The 17,379-nt window shown below is 57.9% G+C and carries 11 protein-coding genes; 7 read left to right on the top strand and 4 right to left on the bottom strand.

The features are described 5' to 3' along the window. Window positions 1-42: 42 nt before the first annotated feature. Genes aauS through HBN61_RS03250 form a run of 3 tightly spaced genes read left to right on the top strand, consistent with a single transcriptional unit; the run spans window position 43 to window position 3,604 of the window. Window positions 43-1,947 carry a two-component sensor histidine kinase AauS gene (gene aauS, locus HBN61_RS03260; RefSeq protein WP_170046168.1) on the top strand — a complete coding sequence of 635 codons (1,905 nt, stop codon included), beginning with the start codon at window positions 43-45 and terminating at the stop codon, window positions 1,945-1,947. Further along, window positions 1,944-3,269 carry a two-component response regulator AauR gene (aauR, locus tag HBN61_RS03255; RefSeq protein ID WP_169963198.1) on the top strand — a complete coding sequence of 442 codons (1,326 nt, stop codon included), beginning with the start codon at window positions 1,944-1,946 and terminating at the stop codon, window positions 3,267-3,269. Before aauS ends, aauR begins: the two co-directional genes overlap by 4 nt. 8 nt (window positions 3,270-3,277) lie before the next feature. Further along, entirely contained in the window at window positions 3,278-3,604 is a 327-nt protein-coding gene (locus HBN61_RS03250; RefSeq protein WP_169963354.1) for a GlpM family protein, read from the top strand. A 219-nt stretch (window positions 3,605-3,823) separates the two neighbouring features. On the opposite strand, the gene metE is transcribed toward HBN61_RS03250, so the two are convergent. Continuing rightward, a complete protein-coding gene (gene metE / locus HBN61_RS03245; protein WP_169963196.1) occupies window positions 3,824-6,136 on the bottom strand; it encodes a 5-methyltetrahydropteroyltriglutamate--homocysteine S-methyltransferase in 2,313 nt (770 codons plus the stop codon). Window positions 6,137-6,243: 107 nt separating this feature from the next. Here metE and metR point away from each other — a divergent pair, with 107 nt between their 5' ends. Beyond that, on the top strand, window positions 6,244-7,161 hold the full coding sequence (metR, locus tag HBN61_RS03240; protein ID WP_094993772.1) for a transcriptional regulator MetR: 918 nt from the start codon (window positions 6,244-6,246) through the stop codon (window positions 7,159-7,161). A gap of 32 nt (window positions 7,162-7,193) precedes the next feature. Here the strand turns inward: metR and HBN61_RS03235 are convergent, their stop codons facing one another. Genes HBN61_RS03235 through HBN61_RS03225 form a run of 3 tightly spaced genes read right to left on the bottom strand, consistent with a single transcriptional unit; the run spans window position 7,194 to window position 8,848 of the window. Then, window positions 7,194-7,724 carry a GNAT family N-acetyltransferase gene (locus HBN61_RS03235; RefSeq protein WP_094993771.1) on the bottom strand — a complete coding sequence of 177 codons (531 nt, stop codon included), beginning with the start codon at window positions 7,722-7,724 and terminating at the stop codon, window positions 7,194-7,196. A gap of 12 nt (window positions 7,725-7,736) precedes the next feature. After that, window positions 7,737-8,372, bottom strand: coding sequence for a LysE family translocator (locus tag HBN61_RS03230; protein ID WP_524539058.1), 636 nt, complete (start codon window positions 8,370-8,372; stop codon window positions 7,737-7,739). A 32-nt stretch (window positions 8,373-8,404) separates the two neighbouring features. Then, window positions 8,405-8,848 (bottom strand): NUDIX hydrolase, encoded by a 444-nt coding sequence (locus tag HBN61_RS03225; protein WP_170046167.1) that lies wholly within the window; start codon window positions 8,846-8,848, stop codon window positions 8,405-8,407. A 356-nt stretch (window positions 8,849-9,204) separates the two neighbouring features. On the opposite strand from HBN61_RS03225, the gene HBN61_RS03220 reads away from it, so the two are divergent. The 3 genes from HBN61_RS03220 (at window position 9,205) to HBN61_RS03210 (ending at window position 17,340) form a co-directional block, all read left to right on the top strand. Beyond that, complete coding sequence (locus tag HBN61_RS03220) at window positions 9,205-10,824, top strand: FMN-binding glutamate synthase family protein (RefSeq protein ID WP_094993768.1); 1,620 nt, start codon at window positions 9,205-9,207, stop codon at window positions 10,822-10,824. A gap of 210 nt (window positions 10,825-11,034) precedes the next feature. Continuing rightward, complete coding sequence (locus HBN61_RS03215; protein WP_170046166.1) at window positions 11,035-16,059, top strand: dermonecrotic toxin domain-containing protein; 5,025 nt, start codon at window positions 11,035-11,037, stop codon at window positions 16,057-16,059. A 174-nt stretch (window positions 16,060-16,233) separates the two neighbouring features. Continuing rightward, a complete protein-coding gene (locus tag HBN61_RS03210) occupies window positions 16,234-17,340 on the top strand; it encodes an OpgC domain-containing protein (RefSeq protein WP_169963190.1) in 1,107 nt (368 codons plus the stop codon). The last annotated feature ends 39 nt before the right edge of the window (window positions 17,341-17,379 follow it).

Below are 17,379 nucleotides of genomic sequence, written 5' to 3'. Positions count from 1 at the left end.
GCCACCTTTTTATTGCGCAGTGGTTGACCCAAGGCATCTGTGATGAAATGCGACCCCACACTTTATCGCGGTGCCCCGCCCTCACTTGCCGTGAAACCTCGTCTGCTCCGCCATTGGCTGTTGCCGCCGCTGATTATCCTGCTGACTATCGGCCTGGGGTACACGGGCTATCGCGTCAGTGAGCATTTCGGCATTCGTGCCCTCAGCGAAAACGGTGAGCGTCAGCTTGAGCTGCACGCCCGCACTGTAGAAAGTGAACTCGGCAAATACACCTACCTCCCCAGCTTGCTGGAACTTGAGTCCAGCGTATCGAAGCTGTTGGCCGACCCGAATTTGCAGAACCGCACCACCGTCAATCAATACCTCGAAGGCCTTAACCGCCGCAGCCGCAGCCGCGCCATCTATGTCCTCGACACCACCGGGCGGGTGCTGGCTACCAGCAACTGGCGAGATGCCGACAGCTACCTGGGCGAAGACCTCTCCTTTCGGGCTTACTTTCAAGACGCTGTACGCGGCCAGCCGGGGCGCTTCTACGGAATCGGCAGCACCAGCGGCGAGCCCGGCTACTACTTGGCCCACGGGTTGGAAGAACAAGGCAAAATCATCGGTGTCGCGGTTATTAAAGTGCGCCTTGAAGCCCTTGAAGAGCGCTGGCAGCGGGCGCGCCTTGAAGCCTACGTCAGCGATGAGAACGGCATCATTATCTTGTCCAGCGACCCTACCCGGCGCCTGAAGTCAGTCAGGCCTCTTTCGGCCGACACCAAAGAAAAACTGGCGCGCAGCCTTCAGTACTACTGGTGGCCGCTTAATGAGTTGCAACCATTACAACGCGAACAGTTGGCCGAAGGTGTGGAGAAAGTCACCTTCGCCACCAACAGCGAAGTCATCACCGATCATCAGCAAGTCAGTTACCTGGCGCAAACGCGCAACCTCAACGACACGCCGTGGGACATCACCCTGCTGACACCCTTGCAAGACTTGCGGCGCGAAGCCGCGAATCAGGGCATGTTGGTGGCTGTGGGCTTTGCTCTGCTGGCCTTCCTGCTGATCGCGTGGAACGAGCGGCGCAAGGTGATCGCCACCCGACTGGCCGCCCGGGAAGCCCTGCAAGAAGCCAACAATCAGCTGGAACGCAAAATCACTGAACGCACGACGCACCTGCGCGCCAGCAACGAACGTCTTAAAGGGCAGATTCGCGAACGTCGTCAGGCCGAAGACACCCTGCGCCGCGCTCAGGATGAGCTGGTGCAAGCTGGCAAACTCGCCGCCATCGGGCAAATGTCCACCAGCATCGCCCACGAGCTCAACCAACCCTTGGCCGCCTTGCGCACGCTGTCGGGCAACACGGTCCGGTTTCTGGAACGCGGTGACTTCAAGGTTGCGGCTGAAAACCTCGGCACCATTAACAACCTGGTGGACCGCATGGGCCGGATCACGGCCAACCTGCGTTCGTTTGCACGGCGCGGCGACGATCATGGCCACGCCAACCTGACTCACGCCGTCGATGCCGCCCTCCAGCTGCTCGATAGCCGGCTCGAGGCGTCGGGTGCGCAAATGCACCGTGAGTTCAGCGACGCCGATCTGAGAATCGACCAGACGCGGCTCGAACAAATCCTGATCAACCTGATCGGCAATGCGCTCGATGCCATGCACGGTCAGAGCGCGCCGCAACACGTGTGGCTCGAAGGCCATACCAGCGAGGGCAAATACCGCCTGCAAGTGCGCGACAACGGCCCCGGTATTGACCCTGAAACCCGCAAGCATCTGTTTGAACCGTTTTTCACCACCAAACCCGGTGAGCAAGGTCTGGGCCTTGGCCTGACCCTGTCGGCCAGCCTCGCGGCCGCCGCCGGTGGCAGCTTGAGTGTTGAATTTCCGGCCAGCGGTGGTGTTGCGTTTGTCCTTTTATTACCGTTGCTGCAACCCGTTAAGGCCGAGCCGCTATGAACCCTGAATTAAGCGTCCTGATTGTCGAAGACGACCCCCATGTTTTGCTGGGTTGCCAGCAGGCACTGGCCCTTGAAGACATTCGCAGTGAAGGCGTAAGCAGCGCCGAGCAAGCGTTGGCGCTGGTGGGTGACAACTTCCCCGGCATTGTCATCAGCGATATCCGCTTGCCCGGCATTGATGGCCTGGAACTGCTCAAGCGCCTCAAGGCCCGCGACCACAGCTTGCCTGTGGTGCTTATCACCGGGCATGGCGACATCTCCATGGCCGTGGGTGCGATGCGCGACGGTGCCTATGACTTCATGGAAAAACCGTTTTCCCCCGAGCGTCTGGTGGACGTCGTGCGCCGTGCGCTGGAGCAGCGCAGCCTGGCCCGTGAGGTCTGGTCCCTGCGTAGGCAACTGGCTGAGCGCGACTCCCTCGAAGGCCGCATCATTGGCCGCTCGCCGGCTATGCAGAACTTGCGCGAACTGATTGCCAACGTCGCCGATACATCTGCCAACGTGCTGATTGAAGGCGAAACAGGCACTGGCAAAGAGCTGGTCGCCCGCTGCCTGCACGACTTCAGTCGGCGCCACCCCCAGCAGTTCGTCGCCCTGAACTGCGGGGGCCTGCCCGAGAACCTGTTTGAAAGTGAAATCTTCGGCCACGAAGCCAACGCTTTCACCGGGGCGGGCAAGCGGCGAATCGGCAAAATCGAACATGCCGACGGCGGCACGCTGTTCCTCGATGAAGTCGAAAGCATGCCCCTCAATTTGCAGATCAAACTGTTGCGCGTGCTGCAAGAGCGCACCTTGGAGCGGCTTGGTTCCAACCAAAGCATTGATGTCGATTGCCGGGTGATCGCGGCCACCAAATCCGACCTCGACCAACTGGGCAAAGCTAACCAGTTTCGCAGCGACCTGTATTACCGGTTGAACGTTGTCACCCTCGAACTGCCGCCCTTGCGCGAGCGCCGTGAAGACATCCTGCAATTGTTCGAGTACTTCCTGCAGCAGTCTTCGCTGCGCTTCGACCGCACCGCACCGGAGCTCGACAACCAGACCCTCTCCAGCCTGATGAGCCATGACTGGCCCGGCAACGTGCGGGAACTTCGCAACGTGGCCGAACGCTTTGCACTCGGGCTGCCCGCATTTAAAAAGACCGGCGGTACGGTCGCGCAAGGGTTGGGGTTTTCTGAAGCGGTGGAAGCCTTCGAACGCAATCTGCTCAACGACGCCCTGCAACGCAGTGGGGGCAACTTGACTCAAGCCAGCCAGGAACTGGGGATGGCCAAGACCACACTGTTCGACAAAGTTAAAAAATACGGTTTGGCACACTGATGGATCTGATTTTAAAAGCCGCGCTCGGGGCCGGCGTGGTGATCATTCTGGCCATGCTCGCAAAAACCAAAAACTATTACATCGCCGGACTGGTGCCGCTATTTCCGACGTTTGCCCTGATCGCTCACTACATCGTGGGCAAAGGCCGGTCCATTGAGGACCTGAAAACCACCATCGTGTTCGGCATGTGGTCGATCATCCCCTACTTTGTGTATTTAGCGGCCTTGTACCTGCTGGTCGATCGCATGCGCCTTGAAGCTTCGCTGGCGCTGGCTGCCGTGGCCTGGCTGATGGCTGCAACTGTGTTGGTCAGCGTCTGGGTCAGGCTCCACTAACCCAAAACCGGCAGCGCCGTTTTCCTCATTGAGGCTTCTGCCCGCCACTCGACGTTCCCCGTTAAAGCCCGCCGAAGTAAACCCGGCGGGTGCTTAACGGGGTGCATCTGAGGTTGAATACACTCGATCTCGATTCCAGCCTGACGGCGCAAAGAGCCATCGCTCAGCGTCTGGGGGCCACCGAGCGCACCCAGCGGACCGAGTGCGCCTGGCGACAGATCAGGCCGCTTCGGCCCGCAGCTTGCGGGCCGCCGCGACCATGTTGATTAACGCGGCTTCGGTCTCGGCCCACGCGCGGGTTTTAAGGCCGCAATCGGGGTTGACCCACAACCGCTCAGCCGGGATGCGCTGCGCGGCCTTGCTCAGCAACGTCACCATCTGCGCCGTGTCCGGCACCCGTGGCGAGTGAATGTCATAAACACCCGGGCCAATGTCGTTCGGGTAATCGAACGCTTCGAACGCCTCCAGCAGCTCCATGTCCGAGCGCGAGGTTTCAATGGTGATGACGTCCGCATCCATCGCCGCAATCGACTTGATGACGTCGTTGAATTCGCTGTAGCACATATGGGTGTGGATCTGGGTGGCGTCACCCACGCCCGAGGCACACAAACGGAACGCTTCCACCGCCCAGTCCAGGTACTCTTGCCACTGCGCACGGCGTAACGGCAAGCCTTCTCGAAACGCCGCTTCGTCGATTTGCACAATTTTGATACCCGCGTTTTCCAGGTCCACCACTTCGTCACGCAGGGCTAGCGCCAGCTGTTGCGCCTGGACTTTGCGCGAAACGTCTTCGCGCGGGAAGGACCACATCAACATGGTCACCGGGCCGGTCAGCATGCCCTTCATCACTTTGTCAGTCAGGCCTTGAGCGTAGGTGATCCAGTCCACGGTCATGGCTTTCGGGCGGCTCAGGTCACCCACAATGATTGCCGGTTTCACGCAACGCGAGCCGTAGCTCTGCACCCAGCCATATTGTGTGAACGCGTAGCCGTCCAGTTGCTCGGCAAAGTATTCAACCATGTCATTGCGTTCGGCTTCGCCGTGAACCAGCACGTCCAGACCCAGGCGCTCCTGAGTCTCTACAGCGTTTCGGATTTCGCTGTGCATGGCATCGGTGTATTCGCTGGCCGACAATTTGCCCTGCTTAAAGGACTGACGCGCCAGACGAATAGAAGCTGTCTGCGGGAAGGAGCCGATGGTGGTGGTCGGAAACGCTGGCAGATTCAAGCGCGCACGTTGCACTTCAATACGCTCGGCAAAGGGCGATTGACGCTGACTGTCAGCGGCCGTAATGGCATCCAGGCGCGCTTGCACCGCCGGTTTGTGAATGCGCGGTGAGTGGGCGCGGCGCTGCTCTACAGTGCGGCTTTCGGCCAGCGCCTGTTGCACCTGTGGGGCTTGCGGGATGTTCAAAGCGTCACGCAGCACGGCGATTTCGCTGCATTTTTGTTTGGCGAAGGCCAGCCAGCTTTTCAGTTCCGCATCCAGTTTGGTCTCGCGGTCCAGATCCACCGGACTGTGCAACAGCGAACACGAACCGGCGACCCACAGGTTGTCCCCAAAACGTTCTTCGGCCAGTTGCAATTGCGCCAGGGCATTTTCCAGGTCGCAGCGCCAGACATTGCGGCCGTTAACCAGTCCTAGCGACAGCACCTTGTAGGTGGGCAGGCGATCCAGAATCCCGTGCAACTGGTCCGGGGCACGGACCAGGTCAACGTGCAGCCCTTCCACCGGCAGGCTGACCGCCAGACCGAGGTTGTCTTCCAGGCCGCTGAAGTAGGTCGCCACCAGCTTTTTAAGCGGCGAATACTGAAGAATGTGATATGCGCGCTCGAACGCGCTTTTCCAGGCTTGCGGCAAGTCCAGCGACAGGATCGGTTCGTCAATCTGCACCCACTCCACACCTTGCTCAGCCAGTCGCGACAGGATCTGGGCGTACACCGGCAGCAGGTTTTCCAGCAGCTCAAGTTTGTCGAACGCGTTACCTTTGGCCTTGCCCAGCCACAGGTAAGTCAGCGGGCCGATGATCACCGGTTTGACCCTATGGCCTAGCGCCAACGCTTCATCGACCTCTTCAAACAGCGCGCTCCAGCTCAACTCAAAACGCTGATCGAGACTGAACTCCGGGACCAGGTAGTGATAGTTGGTGTCGAACCACTTGGTCAGCTCCTGAGCGTACTGGCCTTGGCTGTGTTCTGCACCGCAGCAACTGTGGCTGGCGCCACGGGCCATGCCGAATAGGGTGTCCAGCGTCGGACGGCCGTTGTTGTCCCGCGTATTGGCAAAGCGCTCCGGGATAGCACCGAAGGTCAATGAATGGGTCAGCACCTGGTCGTACCACGCGAAGTCACCTACGGGCACCAAGTCGATGCCAGCGTCTTTTTGCAGTTGCCAGTGTTTGGCGCGCAATTCACGGCCCACGGCTTGCAGCGCGGCTTGATCGATGTCGCCTTTCCAATAGGCTTCAAGGGCTTTTTTAAGTTCGCGATCCGCGCCGATGCGTGGGAAACCAAGATTGTGGGCCAGGGCCATGACGGCATTCCTCCATGTCAGTAATGGCCCAATTATCGACAGACGGCACAACATGAGACAAACTCAACGTTTTCGTGTTGATCATCAAAATTACTCATGGAGCACCCGTGCTGGAAATTCGTCACCTCAAAACCCTGCACGCCTTGCGCGAATCCGACAGCCTGGTGGAAGCGGCAGAACGCCTGCACCTGACCCAGTCGGCCTTGTCTCATCAATTCAAAGAGCTGGAAGAGCGCATGGGCATGCCGTTGTTCGTGCGCAAGACCAAACCCGTGCGCTTCACCAGTGCCGGTTTGCGCCTGTTGCAACTGGCCGACGCCATGTTGCCGCTGATGCGCAGCGCGGAACGTGATATCGCACGCCTGGTGGGTGGCACGGCCGGGCGTCTGCATATGGCCATCGAATGCCACAGTTGCTTTCAGTGGCTGATGCCCACCATTGACCAGTTCCGCGATGCATGGCCCGAGGTGGAACTCGATTTGGCGTCGGGATTTGCCTTCGCGCCACTCCCGGCACTGGCCCGTGGCGATCTGGACCTGGTGGTGACCTCCGACCCGCAAGAGATTGCAGGCCTGACGTATGTGCCGCTGTTCACCTACGAAGCCATGTTGGCGGTGGCCAATCAGCACCCATTGGCCAGCAAAGCGTTCATCGTGCCCGACGACCTGAAAAGCGAAACGTTGATTACGTACCCGGTCGAGCGGGATCGTCTCGATATTTTCACGCGTTTTCTGGAGCCCGCAGACGTGGAGCCGGCGCAAGTGCGCACCTCGGAGCTGACCGTCATGATGATGCAACTGGTGGCCAGCGGGCGCGGGGTCTGCGGCATGCCGCACTGGGCGTTGCACGAATACAGCTCGCGGGGCTATGTGAAGGCCAAGCGTTTGGGTGAAAAAGGATTGTTCGCCACGCTGTACGCGGCCATCCGGGCAGACATGCTGGATGCGCCCTATATGCGCGACTTCCTGCTGACCGCCAAGGACACCTCGTTCTCGACGCTTGATGGCGTCAGCGCGGTGCGTTGAACCCTCTGCGCACCTGTAAACGCCAGGCGCAGCTACCCAACTGCGCCTGCCGGATCATCCGCTTGATTCACGCGCCGGCGCATGTGCACACGGTCGTAATAGTTCTCGCCCACCCTGATAGCGCAGTCTTCCAGGCCCGATTGTTGAAACCCGCAGCGGGTGTACAACGCCAATGCCGGGAGGCTGTTCGCACTCACAGTCAGCTCAATCACGTTGATGTCGGGCTCTTCTTCGGCCAATGACAGCACGGCGTGCACCAGTTGCTCGCCCAGGCCCTGCCCGCGGCAGCGCTCACACACGTACAAGCCAAATAAGGTGGCCTTGTGTTGCATGTCTTCCCAGGGTTCAAACGCCAGGCCGACAATCCCAACTAACTGCCCTTCCACAAACGCGCCATACAGCGTGCTCAGTTCGTCGTCCAGTTGTGATTCCCACCAACTCAGGGGCAATTTCTCACGATGGGCAATGCGGGAGACAAAGGCCTCCGGGTGCTGTGCGTACGCCTCAAGCATTAATTGGCGATACGCCCTGGCGTGTGAAGGATCAAGCAGTTCTATAGCCATTACAGGTCCACGTCATACGGTTTTACGTTGCTCCAGCATCAGTCTCACGGCCAGCGCAGCCAGCACGCCGCCCATCACATAACGCTGCACGGCCAACCACAGCGGGTTACGCACGAACCAGACGGCGATGGCGGAAGCGAACAGTGCAATCAAGAAATTCACGGTGAAACTGACACTGATTTGCGTCAGGCCCAACAGGATACTTTGGATAAACAGCGAACCGTGCGCCGGGCTGATGAACTGCGGAAAAATCGACAGGTAGAACATCGCCACCTTGGGGTTCAGCACGCTGGTCAAAAAACCCATCATCACCAACCTGGACGGGGTGTCCGGCGCCAGCGCCCGGGCTTCGAACGGCGAGCGCGCGCCGGGCCGCACCGCCTGCCAGGCCATCCATAACAGATACAGCGCGCCTGCCCACTTCAAGGCTTCATAGGCCAGTGGAACGGCGAGAAACACAGCTGTAAGCCCTACAGCCGCCGCCAGCATGTGCACGAAAAAGCCTGCAACCACGCCAAGCAGCGAGGTGACGCCGGCTTTGCGGCCCTGACAGATTGAACGTGAGATCAGGTAAATCATGTTCGGCCCGGGGGTCAGCACCATCACCAGGCACGCGGCGGCAAACATCAACACATCATGGACAGGCATCAGGGACAGTCCTTGTCAGCAGTGAGTCGGGATCAAGCAGGAATAATCTGGCGGTAAAACGGCAAAATCACGTCACGGGTCAAGGGCGCCAGCGTCAGACCGCCGTCCCCCTGCGGATCAATCCACTGCACTTCCTCGATCTCGGCGGCAGGCGACACCCGTGCGTCGATGTGCAGCAAAAACAGTTCGGCCTGCACCTCAAAGCCGGGTTCGTTCACAGCCGGTGCACAAAAGTGCCCTAGATAGGTGGCACGCGTCGGGTCGATCACGAGCGCCAGTTCTTCTTGCAGTTCCCGGACAAGTGCCTCAATGGGTTGCTCATGGGCATCAATCTTGCCACCCGGTTGCATGAACGCTTGCGTGCCGCGTTTGCGCACCAGCAGTGTCTGGCCGTCAGGCCCAATCAGTACGGCCGCGGCAATGCGAAGGATGTTGGGGGGAACAACGCGGGAAATATCTGAAACACTCACGGGCATCTGCCAACAAACCGGAAAGGGCGCGAAGGATCACATGCCAGCAGGCTGACGAAAAGACACAGATAGCGTGGTGTCAGCATCCGTCTGTATGGTGACTCGCTGAAAAGGCCACCATTGGCGTTGGCGGGACTCAACCCGCGACTTTCGTCGGGATGCTGCGTGCTGCGAAATCTCGTTCAATGGCTAGTCTGCTTTCTGTGCGGCGTTTACTTGATGCAAAGCAAGCGCCTCCCCCGGGAAACCTCCAGGCTAAAGAGAGGGTCCTAACCACACCGTGAGTCTCCCGCTCGTGTTCTGCGCGAGCCCTTCAGGCGCAATGGCCTGACTGAACAAATAAGCCTGAAACAGGAAACCGTATGAGCCTGTCACTGTTGAGCCGTTATGCGTTTTTTGCCTTTTGCGTGATTTTCACCCTCGCCAGCCTGCCGTTTATGCACCACGAGTGGTTGTGGCCGTTCACCGCGGTCACCTTGGTGTTGAGCCTGATCGGTATTTTCGATCTGCTGCAAACACCCCACGCCGTGCGTCGTAATTACCCGATTCTGGGCAATATCCGCTACATGGTGGAAACCATCCGCCCGGAGATTCGCCAGTATTTGCTGGAGTCCGACAGCGACGCGCTGCCCTTCTCCCGCGCCCAACGCTCGCTGGTCTACTCCCGCGCCAAGAATGAAAGCGCCGACAAACCGTTCGGCACACTGATTGACGTGTACCAGTCAGGCTTCGAATTCATCGGTCATTCCATGCGTCCCGCGCCGCTGAGCGACCCGGCCAGTTTTCGGGTGATGGTCGGCGGCCCGCAGTGCACCCAGCCTTACTCAGCATCGGTGTTCAACATTTCGGCCATGAGTTTTGGCTCCCTTAGCGCTAACGCGATCCGCGCGCTGAACCAGGGCGCAAAACTGGGCAACTTCGCCCATGACACCGGTGAAGGCAGCATCAGCCCCTACCACCGGGAAAATGGCGGCGACCTGACCTGGGAACTGGGCAGCGGCTATTTCGGTTGCCGCACCGCCGATGGCCGCTTCGACCCGGAACGTTTCGCCGTCCAGGCGCAAAACCCGCAAGTGCGCATGATTGAAATCAAGATGAGCCAGGGCGCCAAACCCGGCCATGGCGGGATTCTGCCCAAAGACAAAGTCACCCAGGAAATCGCGGAAACACGCGGCATCATGATGGGCGAAGACTGCATTTCACCGTCGCGCCACAGCGCATTTTCAACCCCCCTTGAGCTGATGCACTGGATTGCACAACTGCGCGCGTTGTCCGGTGGCAAACCGGTGGGCTTTAAATTCTGCCTGGGCCATCCATGGGAGTTCATGGGCATCGCCAAGGCCATGCTCGAAACCGGCATCCTGCCAGACTTTATCGTAATCGACGGTAAAGAAGGCGGGACGGGCGCGGCCCCGGTGGAGTTCACCGACCACATGGGCGCGCCGATGCGTGAAGGGCTGCTGTTCGTGCACAACACACTGGTGGGGTTGAACCTGCGCAACAAGATCAAACTGGGCGCCAGCGGCAAAATCGTCAGCGCCTTCGACATCGCCAGCGTACTGGCCATCGGCGCTGACTGGGCCAACTCCGCACGAGGGTTTATGTTCGCCATCGGCTGCATTCAGTCCCAGTCGTGCCACACCAACAGATGCCCGACCGGGGTTGCTACCCAAGACCCTTTGCGTCAGCGCGCACTGGTGGTGCCCGATAAGGCGCAACGGGTGTTCCACTTCCACCGCAACACACTCAAAGGCCTGGCGGAGATGCTGGCAGCTGCCGGCCTAGAGCATCCCTCCCAGCTCCAGGCCAAGCACTTGGTTCGCCGGGTATCGGCAACCGAGGTGAAACTGTTCTCCCAATTACATGTGTTCCTCAAACCCGGTGAACTGCTGACCGGCGAAGTCAACGGCGAGTTTTATTCGCGCATGTGGCAAATGGCGCGAGCCGACAGTTTTGAACCCAACGTGATCGCGGCGGCCTAAACTGACTCGCATTGCGCCGGGAGAAATAAAGACATTCTCCCGGCGCATTTAACCCCTTTAACTTTTTTTATAAAACCGGGTATTAAATAACTATACCTTCAGCGCAAAAATAGCGTCGAAGCGTAACTTTCCCCATCAACTATTTAACCTTTTTAGCCCCCCGCAAACTTTCTAAACTTGACGTCTCCCCCCCCGACTGGACGTTAACGCATGCCCTCTTACTTGCCTTCACCCGCCTCCGAACTTGCTCCCGACTTACCGATTCTCGGCATCCATCACGACCTCATTAAAGAGGCCGTGCATGAGCCAATACGCCAAGCGCCGCATCAAATTATTTCCCGCCTGCCTCATCATCAACTGGAACTTCCACTCTGGTTTACCGACGCCACCGATGCTCAGCGTGATGCCCTCAAAGAAATTCACGCCCTTAATAATCTGTCGCTGGCAGCGGTCAATAATTACTTGAACGACATCCGCTCGGTTAACGAATTCGCCGCACCGTTATTAACCGCCGCCTTGCACGCCCGGTTCGGTATTGCGTGCGATGTCGAACACAACATCATCACCCAAACCAGCCTTAACTTTTTCACCCAGGAAGTTGAAAGCACCGCGACGCAAACCTTACTGCAAGCGGCTTTGCATAATTTTGATGACAGTCAGGCCCAGCCCGCCGGCATGCCCAGAGGCTCTCACCTGTGGAGTCATCAATCCGGGGGCTATGATCAACCGGCGCCCAGGTTGATTGAGATCGAACCCGTGGATTTTGCCCGCCTGTGTCGGGACCTGGATATCGGAGGGCAATACCAAACGCATTTAAACGGAATTTTCAGCCCCGTCGATACGGCGGCAAAGCATCAACTGCTGTACACCTTTGAACGTCACGAACGCCACACGTTGATGCTGCAATCGCAAATTGCATTGATGAAAGGCGATATCAGCGCCAGCACGCACACGCTGTTGTTAGCGTATTGCCGGGGCGAAGAAAACCTTTTATTTAACGGATTTCCGCTGACGTGCAACGCCTTGCACATGGACGATATTCTTTTTCCGTCAATGATTTTGTCCCACGGCTCTGCGCTTGAACGTGACCGGCGGTGCATTCTTTATATTCCAGGGGACCCGGTCAGTTGTATTAAAGAGTACGACTCCATCCGTCTGGCATCTTCAGACTGGATGCGCAAGATGCAAGATCCCACCTATCGCCAATTCTTTATTCACCTCGTCCCTCAACGCCAAAAATTGCAACTGACTAAACGGTTGAACGCACGTTTTGTCGATAAGAACAATGACCCGCTGGAAATGACGCCTAACCCGATACAGGACAATCTGTTTCGCTACCTGTTTGAACAAAAGAAATTCCAGATCATCAATGACGCACGTTTTCTGGCTGTACCCACCGCGGAAATTAATCGCCTCTCGCTCATCAAGCGCATCGAGCATTACTTCGACGTCAGCCTGAATGTATTGAACGTGGCTGCCCTGTTTATTCCCGGGCTTGGGGAAATCATGACCGTCGTGTTTGCCGCGCAAATCATGACGGACATCTATCACGGCATTGAGGCTTGGGAACAGGGCGATCAGGCGCTGGCCTGGTCCTATACCCGCAGTGTGCTGATCAATGTGGCATTCATCGCCGCTGCCGGAAAGCTGGCCAAAGAATTCACGGCCCCCCCGGCCATTGAGAAATCGCCGCTTGTGGAAGAGCTGGAGATCCTTGAACGGCCAGAGGGCAAGAGGCAGTTGTGGAAGCCGGACCTCGCCCCCTTTGAACACGATGTGCCCCCGGAGGCCGCTGACAAAGCGGATGAACGCGGGCTTTATAGGCATCAGGGCAAACAGTACTTGCAACTCGAAGGCAAGCACTACCGAGTGCATCACGAAGCCCATCATGCCTACCGCGTGCTACACCCCACCCGTCCCAATGCCTACGCCCCGCTGATCACATCAAACGGTCAAGGGGCATGGACCCACGAATTTGAGGAAATCGAGGCTTGGGAGACGTCGACCTTTGTTCGTCGCCTGGACGCCTCACTTCAAGACTTGAGTGATGGACAGGCACTGAATTTTTTAAACGCTTCCGGCACCGATGAGTCAGTCCTGCGGCAGGCGTTCGTCGATCAGCAACCTCCCCCGGCTCTGCTAGGTGACTGTGTGCAACGATACAACGCACGCGCAAAGCTCAAAGCGTTCGTGACAAAAATGCGTGCCGGCGATGTGACAGCCGATCCTTTGATGCAAATCCAGGTGCTGGCGCATGCTGACCTGTGGCCATCAACCAAGATCCTGCGCTGCGTCGACAGTGCGGGGAAAACCCTTATCGAGTACGGGCCGGTCAAGGCAGGCCATGTATCGGTTGTTCAAGTGCTCGACAGCCAGGTGCGCCGCGGGGAGTTGTTCAAGACGGTGCTGATGTCCCTGGACACCGCGCAAATACGTCAGTGGATTGGAACCGATCCTCTTACCGGTACGTTTGTCTCGGACATCGACGAGCAGGTCAGGCTGTTGAGTGCCAAGGTGGCCGATCACGCCGAGGTGCTGCAAGAAGATCTGCTGCGCGCGCAATACGACCAATCTCAGGCGAGCGATGATCCCCTGATAAAAACCCTGACTCATGCATCGCCCGGTCTCCCGGTATCGGCCGCCAGCGAAATGATCGGTGCTGCCACGACCTCTGAAATTGAGCAACTGACGCAAGGGCGTATCCCCTTACGGTTAAAAGAAGAATCGACGATTTTTGAACAGGAAAATCGCTTGATGCGCGCGTACGAAGGGTACTACTTCCATGATGCCCTCTCGCTGGACTCACAGAAACTGATCCTGCACAGCCTGGCGGACATGCCGGGCTGGCCGCAAGACGTCAGGCTGGAGGTGCATGACAGCGTGCTGTCCGGCCCCCTGATCGATGAAATTGGCGCCCCCGATGCCACGGTTCGCAAAGTACTGGTCAAACAAGGCAACCGTTACGAGACCTACAACGGCCAGGATCAAATGCTGCATCCGCTGGATGATGTCTACGCATCCGTTCTGCACGCCTTGCCGGACGCGCAAAGAGCCGCACTGGGTTTTCCAGCGACCAATCAGGGCCAAATGCTCAAACAAGCCCTCAAACAACGCCCGCCCCTGTCACGCGCCACACTCAGACGCCTCTTGGGGATGCCCCCGGAACAGCCGCACGCGCACTCCCCGCTTCGCCTGGCAAAGGGGCGCGCCGGGTATCCGCGCCGTGACACAGAGGGCCTGCGTTGTGCGCGCGCCCCGTTTGCCTGTATCTCCACCCATCCTCGAAGGATCAGGCACCTGAAGTCCAAGTTGTACCCGGCGCACAGCACGGAAGAGGTTCAAGGCTTTATCGGTGTTGATAGCCTGTTCAGCCGCGAAGGGTTGAGCCGACTTGAAGCCCTGAACAAGGAGTTCAAGGGGCTGAAAATGAGCCTTGAAGAATGGCAAAGGGAACCCTTGGAGTTTGTGCAGTTCAGCGAACACCACATCCGTCCGGTGCATCTGCGGGACAAAAATATTTTTGCGCAACGTTTAATCAAATGCTGGCAGCGAATCCCCGAGCCAGATGTCCCGATTCCGGGGTCCCGTCTCAATATCAGCAGTGTTCAGCTCGGCAGACTGCCAACCCTTGATGCCGATTTCAGCCATGTCACCTCGCTGGAAGCGAACCACCTGTTTTTGGGCTCGCACTTTGAGACGTTTTTGAAGCGGTTTCCCAAATTGCGAACACTTTCCATGGAATCGGCCAACCTGCGAGAACTGCCCTCGACAGTGTTTAACTTGCAGGAACTGACTGAACTCAAATTGCATATGAACAAGCTGACACTCACCCAAGCGAGCGCCAGCAAACTGGCCAGTCTCAAAAACCTCAGGGTGCTGGACCTCAGCCACAACAAACTCAACCTCGCGCCTGACTTCAGCCAGATGACCGAGCTGCGCAGCCTGAACTTGAGTCAAAATCGACTGACCCAGTGGCCTGCCGGCGTAGACAACCTGCCGCACTTGACCCATCTCGACCTGCGCGCCAACCGGCTCGTTACCGTACCTGATGCGTACTTCCAACTGCCGGCAAGCAGGCTGAGTTCCACCTCTTTGCATGACAATCCACTGGAATTGCGAACCCTGGAGGCCGTCAATGAGCTCAGAACACGGCTCGGGCTTGCTTTGGAGTCACGTACCCATGTGCCTGACGCACCGCACCCTGGTGGTCTATGGTTGAGCCAGGAGTTGCCCGCCGCCGAACTCAGCTTGAAACGTGACCTGTGGGAAGCCTTGAGTGCAGAGCCACACGCCGAAAACTTCTTCAAAGTCATTCGAGACCTGGTCGCCAGTGCGGACTTCGAACATGACCGGGCACTGTTGACCGATCGCGTGTGGCGCGTCCTCGAAACCGCAGCAGAAGACAGTGAGTACCGCGCAACGGTGTTTGCACATGCGATCGAAAACGAAACCTGTGTCGACCGTGTTGCAACTATTTTCAGCCGTTTTGGCTACCGAGTGCTGCTGCGCGAAGCATTGCTGGCTGAAGGGGCTGAAAGGGAACTTAAATTACTCAAATTGATGAAAAGTGAAGTTCGCCTGATTGAACTCAATGACATCGCTGAAACCCAGATTGCCTTGCAACAAGAGGCCTATGACACCGCGTTGCGCGAAGGCGTAATGCCCATGTCGGACGTTAGCCGGCTCAAACCCGATCCCCTGCAGGTGAAACTGATTTATCAAGTGGACTTGGCAAAACGGCTTGAGTTGCTATGGCAGCCTGCCCACATGAAATTCAGGATCAGCGCAAAAATCACGCCGGTTCAAATCGAGGAGGCGTATCACATCATCCTCAATAAAGAAGCCACCCTAGGCTTCATGGCCAAACAGCTTCTGGCGCAGGAGCCGTGGCGAAACCATATCGAATCGGCCTACAAGGGCAACATCAAAACCACCAATGCATTGTTCGATCAGCGCTATCTGGACCTTGAAACCCTGCGTGAAACTCATACGCTGTGGGTCGCCGCCGTGGAAGCCGGGGATCAAGCCGAGGTGTCGAGCCTGGAAAGCGAGCTCAACGCGCTGTCACAAACGCTGGTAATCGATGAAAGCAAGGTATTCACGCAAACCACGGCGTTTGAAGATCTTTACAGCAGGGAACTCACCGCGCTGGCCAACAACAAAGCCAAAACCCTGGAAGTCATCACCCAAGGCATCCTGGATAAAAAACCGCTGGAGACGATCCTCGAAGAATGACCGGATGCCAAGCCCTGTGTGCCGCCCATACGCGTAATGATTGGCCACAATACGTCCTGTCAAAGCTTTGCATTTACCGTGGTTTCCCTTCACCCTGCGCGCCGCCGTTGTGCGGCGCGCAACCTCTGCCGTATAGGCAGGTCTTTTTATAACCTTTGTCTGAGAACTGCCGTGATGACGACCGGACGCGACCACCGCATCGATTTCTTCCGCGGGCTGGCGCTGATTTTTATTTTCTGGGATCACATTCCGCACAATCCGCTGGCCGAATTAACCGTGCGCAACTTCGGCTTCAGCGATGCTGCGGAAATTTTTGTCTTTCTGGCGGGGTACGCCGCCGTACTGGCTTACGGCAAGATTGCACAACGTGATGGCTTTGTTCGGGCCGGGATCAAAATCCTGCGCCGCGCCTGGGTGCTGTACGTGGTTCACATTTTTTTGCTGGCGGTGCTGATGGGCATTGTGTTCTTCGCCAACAGCCACGTCGAAACCCGCGATCTGGTGCAAGAAATGGGCTTGCAGTACTTCTTGAGCAACCCGCAACAGGCGCTCACCGATGAACTGTTATTGCGCTTCAAACCCAACCTGATGGACCCGTTGCCCCTTTACATTCTGCTGTTACTGGGTTTACCGCTGGTGTTGCCACTGCTACTGCGCAGGTGCGCCCTGGTGGTGGGTATTTCGTTTCTGGTGTACCTCACGGCCCCTTACTGGAACCTGGCGGCACAAGAGGGCGGCGTGTGGTTTTTCAACCCGCTGGCCTGGCAGTTTCTGTTTGTACTGGGGGGCGCGGCGTCCCTGTGGGCGCAACGCGACAAGGTGCCTGATAGTCGTCCCCTGACACGTCAACCGCTGTTCATGGGCGCTGCGCTGTACCTGTTGTTGACCGGGCTGCTGGCGTTGTCCTGGAAATGGCCTCAGCTACACGATGCCATCATCCCGCTGTGGCTGGGCGAGTACCTCTATCCGATCAGCAAGACCAACCTGTCCCCGGTGCGTTTAGTGCACTTTCTGGCACTGGCGTATGTGGCGGCAAAACTGGTCCCCCACAGCCATTGGCTCAACCTCTGGGTGGCACGCCAAACCTGTCGAATGGGGCGCTATTCGCTGGAAGTGTTTTGTCTGGGGGTAGTGCTGGCGCCGCTGGCTGACATGCTCAATGCACTGGGCGGTGACACGCTGGCGATCAAACTGATCAGCGCCGTGATGGGCGTGGGGGTGATGGTGCTACTGGCAGCGTGGCTGGACTGGAACAAACGGTTGAATGCCCCTGCAACATGACAGTGCCGCAGCGAGGTCACTCGCTGCGGCACGTTGTAC

It is taken from the genome of Pseudomonas sp. WS 5071 (genome assembly GCF_012985765.1).
GTDB lineage: Bacteria > Pseudomonadota > Gammaproteobacteria > Pseudomonadales > Pseudomonadaceae > Aquipseudomonas > Aquipseudomonas lundensis_A.
The sequence above is the reverse complement of the archived record's forward strand: the minus strand, read 5'-3'. Positions and strand labels throughout refer to the sequence as shown.